The organism is Shinella sp. WSJ-2, assembly GCF_003432075.1.
GTDB lineage: Bacteria > Pseudomonadota > Alphaproteobacteria > Rhizobiales > Rhizobiaceae > Shinella.
Genome location: NZ_QWBU01000009.1, coordinates 47,282 through 59,248, shown reverse-complemented (window position 1 = coordinate 59,248; position 11,967 = coordinate 47,282). Strand labels below are relative to the sequence as shown.

The window sequence follows — 11,967 nt, the reverse complement described above, 5'->3', positions numbered from 1 at the left end:
TTGAAACCGCTTACGTGCGCGGCTTCAGGTTTTCGGGGTCGTAGAGCGGCTTGTAGCCGATGCCGACCACCTCGACCGGGTAGATCTCGTCGAAATACGAGATGTTGAGCTTGCGGCCTTCCTGGCAATAGGCGTGCGGCAGGTAGGCCAGCGCGATGTTCTTGCCGATGGTCGGGCCGAAGGCGATGGAGGTCGTGTAGGAGCGGCGGCCGAGTTCGTCGATGAGGACTTCGCCGGTTGCCGGATCCATGACCGGCAGATTGCCAAGCGGGTAGCGCTTCACACCGTTCCTGTCCGTGTTCTCCGTCATGACCAGCGTGCAGAGCATGGCGGGCTGGTGGGGCCGAGCCTTGTATTCCAGATGCTTGGCCTTGCCGCGGAAGTCCGCTTCCTTGACCTTGGGACGGGCAAGGTCCGCCTCGATGAGGTTGTACTGGGTGAGCAGGTCCGCGTTCTGAAGGCGCAGGCTCTTTTCCATGCGGCGCGAGTTGGCATAGGTCTCGACGCCGACGGCCATCGCGCCCGTGGAGCGCAGCGCGTCCCAGACGGCCAGACCGTCCTCGTATTTCATGTGCAGTTCCCAGCCCTGCTCGCCGACATAGGAGATGCGGAAGGCGGTGACGTTTTTGCCGGCGATCTCGATCTGCTTGATCGCGGCGAAGGCGAAGTTCTCCGGGTCGAGACCGGCGGGATCGGCGACCACCTTCTTCAGGTTCTCGCGGGCATTCGGGCCCCAGATGCCGATGGTGATGTACTTTTCCGACGTGTCGGTGATGGTGACATCAAGGCCGCGATCCTGCGCGACGCGCTTCATGTAATGGAAGTCGCGCGGGCCGGCATCGGCGCCGTTGACGAGGCGGCAGCGGTCGGCCATGCGGAAGACCGTGAAGTCGGCACGCACCATGCCCTCGTCGTCGAGGAAGTGGGTGTAGATGCCCTTGCCGATATTGCCGTCGCCGCCGATCTTCGCCGCGCAGAGCCATTCCAAGAGCTCGACATGATCGGGCCCTTCGATATCCACCATGTGGAAGTGCGAGAGGTTGATGATGCCGACATCTTCGCTGAGCGCCAGGTGCTCGGCATTGGAAACGCGCCAGAAATGGCGGCTGTCCCATTCGTTCTCGCGCACCGGCACGCGGTCGCCGTATTTTTCCAGGAGGTGCTCGTTGGCGGCGTAGCCATGTGCACGCTCCCAGCCGCCCAGTTCCATGAAGTAGCCGCCGAGCTCGACCTCGCGCTCGTAGAACGGCGAACGCTTGGCGCCACGGCCCGTGGCATAGGGTTCGCGGTTGTGCACGGCCGGGAAGTAGATCTTCTGGGCGGCCTCGTAGCTGCGGCCCTCGATGAACTCTTCCGTCAGCTGGTGCGGGTAGAAGCGCGCATAGTCGATGGAGTTGTGGTCGATCTCGGTGCGGCCGTCCGTCATCCAGTCGGCGATGAGCTTGCCGTAGCCGGGGCCGTCCTTGACCCAGATGGCGACGCAATACCACAGGCCGCGCACCTTCTGGCTCTCGCCGCAGGACGGGCCGCCAGCGGCGGAAACCTGCAGCAAGCCGTTGAAGGAATGGCCTTCGTTATAGCCGAGTTCGCCGAGGATCGGCGTCAGTTCCATGGCCTTTTCGAGCGGCTCGAGGATCTGCTCCATGTCGAGGTCGCGTTGCGAGGGCGACAGGCGCGCCTCGTGCTTTTCGAGAATGTCACGCGGGTGGCAGAGGCGCGGATTGGTCTGCTCGTAATAGCCCCACTCGATCTGGCCGCCCTCGGTGGTCTTCGGGTCGCCCGTGTCGCGCATATAGGCGGAGTTGCCCTGGTCGCGCAAAAGCGGGAAGCCGATTTCCTTGCCGGTGCCTTCGAACTCGTTGTACGGACCGAAAAAGGTCAGCGGGTGGTCGACCGGCATGACCGGCAGATCCTCGCCGACCATTTCGGCAATCAGGCGGCCCCAGATGCCGGCGCAGACGATGACGTGATCGGCCATGATCGTGCCGCGATGGGTGACAACGCCCTTGATGCGGCCACCCTCGACGATCAGCGACTGGGCCGGCGTGTTGCCGTAAACCTGCAGCTTGCCGGATTTTTCGGCGGCATCGACCAGCTTGCCGGCGACGGTCTGCGAGCGCGGGATGACAAGGCCGGCGTCCGGATCGAACATGCCGCCCATCACCTGATCCTGCTCGATCAGCGGGAACATTTCCTTGATCTCGGCGGGGGAAACATAGTGCGCGCGGGTGCCGAACGCCTTGGCGGAGGAGAGCTTGCGCTTGATCTCTTCCATCCAGGTGTCGTCGCCGGTGCGCGCGACTTCCAGGCCGCCGATGCGGGCGTAGTGACCCATCTTCTCGTAGAAATCGATCGAGTACTGCGTGGTCCAGACCGAGAGATAGTCGTGGCTCGTCGTGTAGCAGAAGTCGGAGGCATGTGCCGTCGAACCGATGTCGGTCGGAATGCCCGACTTGTCGATGCCTACGATATCGTCCCATCCGCGCTCGATGAGATGATGGGCGATGGACGCGCCGACGATGCCACCCAAACCGATGATGACGACCTTCGCCTTTTGCGGAAACTCTGCCATGTGCTGGACCCCGATGAAATATTGCGGCCGATCTTAGGGCCTGTGTTTGCGCCATTAAAGCCTGTCTGCGACGGGGCTGCGACCAGTTCCGACAGTGCCCTGTCCGGCCCGTGTCTGGTAAGCCGACCCTAGCGGATCATCCTGCCCGCGCAACGGTTTTCGTGAGTTGCGCTTTGCGCGCGGCACCTTGACTTTGGAAACCCATGCCGGGCATCGCCTGTCACATTTGCTATATATCGACGGGGTAGAGCGCGGGGCGCATCGGCAAGGGGAGGGGAATTGGTGAACGACACGGCGGCGCAGGCCGATCTGGCTTCTCCTCAATCGGCCCACGGGGTCTCCTTCGGCGAGGCGTTAAAGGTCTGGGCGCGGGTGGCGGCGCTGAGTTTCGGCGGGCCGGCGGGGCAGATCGCGGTCATGCACCGCATTGTCGTCGATGAAAAACGCTGGATCGGCGAGGGCCGCTTCCTCCATGCGCTCAACTATTGCATGCTTCTGCCGGGACCGGAGGCGCAGCAACTCGCCGTCTATTTCGGCTGGCTGATGCACAGGACGCTTGGCGGTCTCATCGCCGGCCTGCTGTTCATCCTGCCCGGCTTCCTGTCGATCCTCGCGCTGAGCTATGTCTATGTCATCTTCGGCGATGCGAGCGTGGTGGAGGGCCTGTTCTTCGGGCTGAAGGCGGCGGTGCTCGCCATCGTCGTGCAGGCGGTGTTCCGCATCGGCAGCCGGGCGCTCACCAATCCGGCCATGCTCGCGATTGCCGCAATCGCCTTCATCGCCATCTTCGCCTTCAGGGTGCCGTTCCCGCTCATCGTGCTTCTGGCCGGTGTGATCGGCTATCTCGGCTCGAAATCCGGCTCGCGCCTGTTTCGCACCGCCGGCGGCCATGCCGCGGCGAACGGCGCGATCTTGCAAGATCGCGATTCGCTGCTCGGCGAGGCGATGCCCGCCCATGCGCGGCCCGGTCTTGGCTGGTCGCTGAAAATCTCGGGCACGCTGCTCTGCCTCTGGTTGCTGCCGGTCGCGCTCATCTGGTTCGTCGCCGGCGGTAACAGCGTCTTCGCGCAGATCGGCATCTTCTTCAGCAAGATGGCGGTCGTCACTTTCGGCGGCGCCTACGCGGTGCTTGCCTATGTCGCGCAGGAGGCGGTGCAGCACTATGGCTGGCTGAAGCCCGGCGAGATGCTCGACGGCCTCGGCATGGCCGAGACGACGCCGGGGCCGCTGATCATGGTGCTGCAATTCGTCGGTTTTCTCGGCGCCTACCGTGATCCCGGAAGCCTCAGCCCCATGGCGGCGGCAACGCTGGCGGCGATCCTCACCACCTGGGTCACCTTCGTGCCCTGCTTCCTGTGGATTTTCCTCGGCGCGCCCTTCATCGAGCGGCTGCGCGGTAATGCGGCGCTGTCCGGCGCGCTTTCGGCAATCACCGCCGCCGTCGTCGGTGTCATCCTCAATCTCGCCGTCTGGTTTGCCGTGCACACGCTGTTCGGCCAGGTAACGGTGCTTGTCGCCGGGCCGCTTCGCCTCGAACTGCCGGCGCCGGCCACGATCATCCTGCCGTCGGCGCTGCTGGCCGTGGCCGCCGCCGTCGCGCTCTTCCGGTTCAAGATCTCGGTGCTGCTGGTCCTCGGCCTCTCGGCGTTTGCCGGCATGCTCTGGACACTTCTTTAGGTCTTAGACCACCACATTGCGCACGAACCGAACCACGCCGTCGCCGGCATTGAGATAGGAATAGCGCTGGTCGGTGGCATAGACGGCAAAGCTGCCCGCCGGAAAATCCTTCGCGGTGCCGGACAGGTCCAGCCGCAGCGTGCCCTCGGTGACGAAGATCATCTCGTGCCAGCCTGCCGGGTCCGGCTCGGCTTCGTAACGTTCGCCCGGCCCGAGCGACCAGTGCCACATCTGCGCCTCGGTCGTTGCGGGTGCAGAGCCGAGCAGCACGGCGGCGCTCTCCTCGTTTGCGCCGCGCCACGTCACCTCGTTGATCTCCGACGATGGCGGGCGGGTGGGGTCGCGCACCAGATCGACGAAGCCGACGCCGATGGCGGCTGCGAGCTTGTCGAGGCTCGACAGGCTGATATTTGCATCGCCCCCTTCGACCGCCACGATCATGCGCCGGCTGATGCCGGAGGCCTCCGCAAGGGCTGCCTGGCTGAGGCCTGCCCTCTGACGCAGACGTCGCAAATTGCCGGACACGTGGGTGAGGACGTCACTGCGTTCTTGACTGTGCAATATACTGCTCATATCGTTTGTTGAAAAATCGGCATTGCCGCATGACACCTTCTAACCCGAAAGGAGCCCGCCATGAAGATACGTGATTTCGGCGTAGAGATCTGGATGAACCGCTATGAAAACCATTGCGAGTTGAACCTTGCCGAAACCTGCGTGGAATCGCTGACGGTGGAGGAATTGCTCGATATGGCCGGTAAGAAGGAGGTCATCCTTGCCGAGCTGTTGCCGATGAAGTTGACCTATGGCGCCATCGAAGGCAGCGAGCGGCTGCGCCGGCTGATCTGCGGCCTCTATGAAAAGCAGGGGCTGGAAAACGTCGTCGTCACCCACGGCGCGATCGGCGCCAACGCATTGGTGCATGAAACGCTGGTGGAGCCGGGCGATCGCGTGATCTCGGTCCTGCCGACCTACCAGCAGCATTATTCCATCCCGGAAAGTTTCGGCGCCGACGTGCAGATACTCAAGCTGACGGCCGAACACGGCTTTCTGCCGGATCTCGAGGAACTGCGCCGTCTCGCCACGCCGGGCACCAAATTGATCTGCCTCAACAATCCGAACAACCCGACCGGTTCGCTGATGGACCGCGACTTCCTGCTTCAGGTCGTCGAGATCGCCCGCGCCGCCGGTGCCTGGATCCTCTGCGACGAGGTCTATCGCGGCACGGACCAGGACGGCGACGGCATGACAATCTCGATTGCCGATCTCTACGAGAAGGGAATTTCTACGGGCAGCATGTCCAAGACCTATTCGCTGGCCGGCCTGCGCCTCGGCTGGATCGTCGGGCCGCAGGCGCTGCTGCATGCCGTCTCCATCCACCGCGACTACAACACGATCAGCGTCGGTATGCTCGACGATCATTTCGCGGCAATCGCGCTGGAAAACCGCGACAAGATTCTTGCGCGCAGCCATGCCATCACCCGCACCAACCTCGCCATCCTCGCCGAATGGGTGGAGAACGAGCCGTTGATATCTTGGGTGAAGCCTAAATCCGGCACGACGGCGCTTTTGAAATACGACCTGCCCATGACGTCGGAAGCCTTTTGCACCAAGCTTCTGGAGACCACAGGGGTGATGCTCACGCCCGGCAGTGCCATGGATATGGAAGGGCATCTGCGCATCGGCTACACCAATGGCGAAGCCGTGCTGCACGAGGGTCTCCAGCGAATCTCCGCGTTCCTCAGGAAGGAGCAGGCAGCACGGGCCGCCTGAACGCTTCCTTAACGAAGGCTTGCGACACCCATGCGCCATTCGCATGGGTGTTCTGCTATCTCAGCGCTGTTCCGCATTGCAGCATAAAGCTATAACGCGGTCATCGAAAGACGCGGCGCCACGGACCGGTGCCGAACAGAGAGCCTCCGGAAAGGGGATCATCATGAACATGGCACGTTCCTTCAACAATTGGCGCAAGTACCGTCAGACCGTCAACGAACTCGACCGCATGACCACGCGTGAACTGCGCGATCTCGGCATCGAACGTTCGGAAATCAAGACCGTCGCCCGCGCTGCCGTCGGTTTCTGATCGACGGGCTGCAAAGCCGCAGAATTTGGAACGCCCACCTTCCGGTGGGCGTTTTTGCATGTGCGAACAACTTCTCCGCGATCGGGATTGGTTCGGCGAGTTGAGATATTCGATCCGCGCATAGCGCATAGCTGCATTGCAAAACGATGCCTATGAAATGATCAAGAATCGGATATAGTCATATTTATCGAAGCAACGTACCTCCTCCCACGAAGCTTCGATTGTGCAGAAGGCCCACTCCTCCTCCCAGGGCCGACTGCGGGAATGGCGGCACTCCTCCTCCCAGTCGCCATTCGGTTCTATCGGAAAGCCTGCCGCACCTCCTCCCGCGGCAGGCTTTTCCATTTCTGGGCCCTGCTTTACCTCTCAATCCTCAATTGCCGCGTTTTCAACCTGGCCATCACAGGCTTTTTACGAGTCTGTTTCCCTGTATTTTTGAAAATATAGCGCTGGCCAAGCCGTAAATGCCGATATATCCAATAAGATATCACGCTGCTGGAAAGCAGGATAAGGGAGAGCCGGAATGAATCGTCGCCTGATTTTGAAACTCGTGGTCGCAGCCTTCGCATCCCTGCCGCTGGCCCTGCCGGCCGCCGCTGCCGAAAAGGTCACCGTCTTCGCCGCCGCCAGCCTCAAGAATGCGTTGGATGCCGCCAATGCCGCCTGGTCGAAGGACAGCGGCAACGAAACGACCGTCTCTTACGCGGCAAGCTCGGCGCTCGCCAAGCAGATCGAGGCCGCGGCGCCCGCCGATCTCTTCATCTCGGCCGATCTTGCCTGGATGGACTATGTCGCCGAGAAGAAGCTGGTCAAGGACGACACCCGCGTCAACTTGCTCGGCAACCGCATTGTGCTCGTCGCCCCCAAGGACAAGGCCTCGACGGTCGAGATCAAGGAAGGCTTCGATCTCGCCGGTCTCGTCGGCGACGGCAAGCTCGCCATGGGCGCGGTCGACAGCGTGCCGGCCGGCAAATATGGCAAGGCGGCGCTGGAAAAGCTCGGCGTCTGGTCGTCCGTCGAGGGCAAGGTTGCTGGCGCGGAAAGCGTGCGCGCCGCGCTCGCGCTCGTCTCACGTGGCGAAGCGCCCTACGGCATCGTCTACCAGACGGATGCTGCCGCGGATCCGGGCGTCGCCGTGGTCGGCACGTTCCCGGAAAACAGCCACCCGCCGATCATCTACCCAGCCGCCATTCTCTCGGAATCCAAGAGTGCCGCCGCTGCCGCCTACCTGGATTTCCTGAAGTCCGACAAGGCCGCGCTGTTCTTCACTGAGCAGGGTTTCACCATCCTGAAGTGAGGCGAGCCTCGCGATAGGTCAGGGCGTTACACCCGTCTTGGTTGATCGAGGGCCTTGCCGACGTCTGGTCCGGTCTTGTTGCCGGGGCTTTCGCTTTTTAGAAGGAAATCGAGTGGACTGGCTAACACTGAGCGATGAGGAGTGGACGGCGATCCGGCTGAGCCTTCGGGTTTCTTCGGTGGCCGTGCTCGTCAGCCTGCCGCTCGGCATTCTCGTGGCGTTGGCGCTGGCGCGCGGCCGGTTCTGGGGCAAATCCTTGCTCAACGGTATCGTTCATCTGCCGCTCATCCTGCCGCCCGTTGTCGTCGGCTTCATTCTGCTCATCCTGTTCGGCCGGCGTGGCCCCGTGGGCGCGTTCCTCAACGACTGGTTCGGCATCGTACTCTCCTTCCGCTGGACGGGTGCGGCACTCGCCTGCGGCGTGATGGGTTTCCCGTTGATGGTGCGCTCCGTCCGGCTCTCCATCGAGGCCGTCGACTACAAGTTGGAAGAGGCGGCCGGCACGCTGGGTGCGAGCCCCGCCTGGGTCTTTCTCACCGTGACCCTGCCGCTGACCCTGCCCGGCATCCTCGCCGGCATGATCCTCGCCTTTGCCAAGGCAATGGGCGAGTTCGGCGCCACCATCACCTTCGTCTCCAACATTCCCGGTGAGACGCAGACGCTGTCGGCCGCGATCTACACCTTCACCCAGGTGCCGGGTGGCGATGCCGGCGCGCTGCGCCTCACGCTCGTCGCCATCGCCATTTCCATGGTCGCGCTGCTCGCCTCCGAAATCCTGGCGCAGCGCCTCGGCCGAAAGGTACACCTCGAATGAGCCTCGTGGTCGCAGCCCGCCACCGGTTCGGCGATTTCTCGCTGGATGCCGGCTTCATCGCCGAGGGCGGCGTGACCGCCCTGTTCGGCCGCTCGGGTTCGGGCAAGACCTCGCTCATCCGCATTATCGCCGGCCTGACGCGGCCGTCCGAAGGCCGCGTGCAGCTCGGCAACGACGTGCTGGTAGATACGAGCCGCCGCCTCTTCGTGCCGCCGCACCGCCGTCGATTCGGATATGTGTTTCAGGAAGCGCGTCTGTTCCCGCATCTCACGGTGCGACAGAACCTGAATTACGGCCGCTGGTTCTCACCGAAGGGTGCCGGCTCGGAAAACCCCGGCCGCGTCATCGATCTGCTCGGCATCGGCGACCTGATCGACCGCCAGCCGGCAAACCTCTCGGGCGGCGAGAAACAGCGCGTCGCCATCGGCCGCGCGCTGCTGGCATCCCCGCGTCTGCTGCTGATGGATGAGCCGCTCGCCGCATTGGACGAGGAGCGCAAGGCCGAAATCCTGCCTTATCTCGAACGCCTGCGCGACGAAGCCCGCATTCCCATCGTCTATGTCAGCCATTCCGTCGCGGAGGTCGCGCGGCTTGCTGATAGGGTGGTACTGATGTCTGGCGGCCGCGTCGAAGCCGTCGGCTCGGTTTCCGATGTGCTCGGCGGTCCGCGCCTTGCCTCCGCCATCGATCGCCGCGAGGCCGGTAGCGTGCTGGCGGGCCGCGTTGAGGCGCGCGATGCCGAACATGGCCTCGCTACCATCCGCCTCGATGGCGGCTCCGCTATCCTCGTGCCGGGCGCCATGGTGTCTCCGGGTGACGCGGTGCGCCTGCGTGTCCCCGCCCGCGACGTGATGGTGGCGACGGTGCGTCCGGAAGGCTTGAGCGCGCTCAACATTCTGGAAGGCGTGGTGGAGGCCATCGAGCCCGACGGGGAGGGCATGGCGAGCCTGCGCCTGGCCTGCGGCGGCGATCATGTGCGCGCCCGCATCACCGCTTGGTCGATCGAGCGGCTTGGCCTCACGCCGGGCCTGCCGGTTCATGCCGTCATTAAAACGGTTGCTCTGGAATAGGCTCTTAGTCCGCGAGATTGGCGACGATCCAGTTGATCTCGTCGGCAAGTGCCGCCCGTGCCTTCTCTTCCATGGCTTGATAATGCGCGATCAACGCCTTCCCGAAGGGTGTGAGCACCGCGCCGCCGCCCTGCTTGCCGCCGCGTTGCGATTCCACCACCGGCTCGCGAAACAATCGGTTCATTTCGTCGACCAGAAGCCAGGCCCGGCGATAGGACATGTCCATTGCGCGGCCGCCGGCGGAAATCGAACCGGTTTCCTTGATGTGCGCCAGGAGCTCGATCTTGCCGCGCCCGATCCGACCCTCCGGGTCGAACTGCAGGCGGAAGATGAGTTTCGGTTCGCTTTTGCCGGATGCTGACATGAAAATGGGCCCGTACTGGATACGGGCCCAGATATAACAGCGTTTTGCGCCGTGGGAAGTTTAAGCTGCGCGCTTCAGCGCGTCGCCAAGGATCGAGACGATATCCTCGAAGTGCTTCTTTTCGGCGATCAGCGGCGGCGAAAATGCGATGATGTCGCCGGTCACACGGATGAGCAGGCCCTTCTCGAAGCAATCGACGAAGACGTCATAGGCGCGCGCGCCGACGGCGCCATCGCGCGGGGCAAGCTCGATGCCGGCGATGAGGCCGATCGTGCGGATGTCGATGACATGCGGCAGGCCCTTCAGCGAATGCATCGCGGCATGCCAGTCGTCCTGCAGCTCGACGGCGCGGGTCAGGAGGCCCTCGTCGCGGTAGATGTCGAGCGTCGCGATGCCGGCGGCGCATGCGGCCGGATGGCCGGAATAGGTGTAGCCGTGGAAGAGCTCGATCGCGTTTTCCGGACCATGCATCAGCGCATCGTGCACCTTGCGGCTGGAGAAGACCGCTCCCATCGGGATCGCGCCATTGGTTAGGCCCTTGGCGGTGGTGACGAGATCGGGCGTCACGCCGAAATAATCCGTCGCGAAAGCGGCGCCAAGGCGGCCGAAACCGGTGATGACTTCATCGAAGATCAGCAGGATGCCGTGCTTGTCGCAGATCGCGCGCAGCTTTTCGAGATAGCCCTTCGGCGGGATCAGCACGCCGGTGGAGCCGGCAACGGGTTCCACGATGCAGGCGGCGATCGTCTCGGCGCCATGCAGCGCGACCAGCCGCTCGAGATCGTCGGCAAGCTCGGCGCCGTGCTCGGGCATGCCCTTCACATAGGCGTTCTTGGCGAGGTCATGCGTGTGGCGCAGATGGTCGGAGCCGTTGAGCTGCGGGAAGACGCGGCGGTTGTTGAGAATGCCGCCGACCGAGATGCCGCCGAAGCCGACACCGTGATAGCCACGCTCGCGGCCGATGAGGCGCGTGCGCGTGCCCTGGCCGATGGCGCGCTGGTAGGCGATCGCCATCTTCAGCGCGGTGTCGACCGATTCGGAGCCGGAGCCGGTGTAAAACACGCGGTCGAGCTTGGCGCCCGCGGGGCCGGGGGCAATCTCGGCGAGGCGTTCAGCGAAATCGAAGGCGATCGGATGGCCCATCTGGAAGGAGGGCGCGAAATCCATCTGCGTCAGCTGGCGCTCGACGGCGGATGCGATCTGCCGGCGGCCATGGCCGGCATTGACGCACCACAGGCCGGCGGTGCCATCAAGCACCTTCCGGCCGTCGGCGCTGGTGTAATACATGCCTTCGGCACTCGCGAGCAGGCGCGGGGCTGCCTTGAACTGACGGTTGGCGGTAAAGGGCATCCAGTAGCTGTCGAGCACCGGTGCATTGGGTTTATTATGGGCGTTCATGGCAGATCTCCTCTGGCTGGCGCGATAGACGCCATGATTTGCCATGCCGAACAAGTCCTTTTCTGGTTGACGTCAAGCCTTTGAAATCAAAGGATGCGGAAAGGACATTTTTCGCTATTTCGAACATCTAGAACAGGAAATGCCATGTCGGTCGATATCGGGGGTAGGCTGCGTCACCTGCGCATGGCCCACAATCTCTCCCAGCGCGAGCTCGCCAAACGGGCCGGCGTGACCAATTCGACGATCTCGCTGATCGAATCGAACGCCTCCAATCCCTCGGTGGGCGCGCTGAAGCGCATCCTCGACGGCATCCCCATCGGCCTTGCCGAATTCTTCGCCTTCGAACCGGACCGCCCGAAAAAGGCGTTCTACCGCGCTGACGAACTGGTGGAGATCGGCAAAGGCCCGATTTCTTTCCGCCAGATCGGCGAAAACACCTTCGGCCGCAGCCTGCAGATCCTGAAGGAATGCTACCAGCCCGGCGCCGACACCGGGAAGGTGCTGCTAGTGCACGAGGGCGAGGAGGGCGGCATCGTGCTGTCCGGCCGGCTGGAAGTGACCGTCGACGACGAACGCCGCATTCTCGGCCCCGGTGACGCCTATTATTTTGAAAGCCGCCGCCCGCACCGCTTCCGCTGCGTCGGCCCGGTGCCCTGCGAGGTCATCAGCGCCTGCACTCCGCCGACCTTCTGACA

The 11,967-nt window shown here is 63.4% G+C and carries 11 protein-coding genes; 7 read left to right on the top strand and 4 right to left on the bottom strand.

What is annotated here, in order from left to right; genetic code table 11:
* Positions 1–10 precede the first annotated feature (10 nt).
* Positions 11–2,572: an FAD-dependent oxidoreductase gene (locus tag D0Y60_RS18450; RefSeq protein WP_117371438.1), complete on the bottom strand. Its 2,562-nt coding sequence runs from the start codon at positions 2,570–2,572 to the stop codon at positions 11–13.
* Between the two features lie 282 nt (positions 2,573–2,854).
* On the opposite strand from D0Y60_RS18450, the gene chrA reads away from it, so the two are divergent.
* A complete protein-coding gene (gene chrA, locus D0Y60_RS18445) occupies positions 2,855–4,249 on the top strand; it encodes a chromate efflux transporter (RefSeq protein WP_117371549.1) in 1,395 nt (464 codons plus the stop codon).
* 3 nt (positions 4,250–4,252) lie between these two features.
* On the opposite strand, the gene D0Y60_RS18440 is transcribed toward chrA, so the two are convergent.
* Positions 4,253–4,762, bottom strand: a complete 510-nt coding sequence (locus D0Y60_RS18440) for an XRE family transcriptional regulator (RefSeq protein ID WP_245409225.1) — start codon at positions 4,760–4,762, stop codon at positions 4,253–4,255.
* A gap of 120 nt (positions 4,763–4,882) precedes the next feature.
* Here D0Y60_RS18440 and D0Y60_RS18435 point away from each other — a divergent pair, with 120 nt between their 5' ends.
* The 5 genes from D0Y60_RS18435 (at position 4,883) to modC (ending at position 9,510) form a co-directional block, all read left to right on the top strand.
* Positions 4,883–6,019, top strand: a complete 1,137-nt coding sequence (locus D0Y60_RS18435) for an aminotransferase (protein ID WP_117371436.1) — start codon at positions 4,883–4,885, stop codon at positions 6,017–6,019.
* Between the two features lie 163 nt (positions 6,020–6,182).
* A complete protein-coding gene (locus D0Y60_RS18430) occupies positions 6,183–6,329 on the top strand; it encodes a DUF1127 domain-containing protein (protein ID WP_117371435.1) in 147 nt (48 codons plus the stop codon).
* A 523-nt stretch (positions 6,330–6,852) separates the two neighbouring features.
* Complete coding sequence (gene modA / locus D0Y60_RS18425; protein WP_117371434.1) at positions 6,853–7,626, top strand: molybdate ABC transporter substrate-binding protein; 774 nt, start codon at positions 6,853–6,855, stop codon at positions 7,624–7,626.
* 112 nt (positions 7,627–7,738) lie between these two features.
* Positions 7,739–8,440 carry a molybdate ABC transporter permease subunit gene (gene modB / locus D0Y60_RS18420; protein WP_117371433.1) on the top strand — a complete coding sequence of 234 codons (702 nt, stop codon included), beginning with the start codon at positions 7,739–7,741 and terminating at the stop codon, positions 8,438–8,440.
* Positions 8,437–9,510, top strand: a complete 1,074-nt coding sequence (gene modC / locus D0Y60_RS18415; RefSeq protein WP_117371432.1) for a molybdenum ABC transporter ATP-binding protein — start codon at positions 8,437–8,439, stop codon at positions 9,508–9,510. Before modB ends, modC begins: the two co-directional genes overlap by 4 nt.
* A 4-nt stretch (positions 9,511–9,514) precedes the next feature.
* Here the strand turns inward: modC and D0Y60_RS18410 are convergent, their stop codons facing one another.
* Both D0Y60_RS18410 and D0Y60_RS18405 read right to left on the bottom strand, forming a co-directional pair.
* Positions 9,515–9,874 carry a winged helix-turn-helix domain-containing protein gene (locus D0Y60_RS18410; RefSeq protein ID WP_117371431.1) on the bottom strand — a complete coding sequence of 120 codons (360 nt, stop codon included), beginning with the start codon at positions 9,872–9,874 and terminating at the stop codon, positions 9,515–9,517.
* A 60-nt stretch (positions 9,875–9,934) separates the two neighbouring features.
* A complete protein-coding gene (locus tag D0Y60_RS18405) occupies positions 9,935–11,272 on the bottom strand; it encodes an aspartate aminotransferase family protein (RefSeq protein ID WP_117371430.1) in 1,338 nt (445 codons plus the stop codon).
* Positions 11,273–11,416: 144 nt separating this feature from the next.
* On the opposite strand from D0Y60_RS18405, the gene D0Y60_RS18400 reads away from it, so the two are divergent.
* Positions 11,417–11,965, top strand: a complete 549-nt coding sequence (locus tag D0Y60_RS18400) for a cupin domain-containing protein (protein WP_117371429.1) — start codon at positions 11,417–11,419, stop codon at positions 11,963–11,965.
* Positions 11,966–11,967 lie beyond the last annotated feature (2 nt).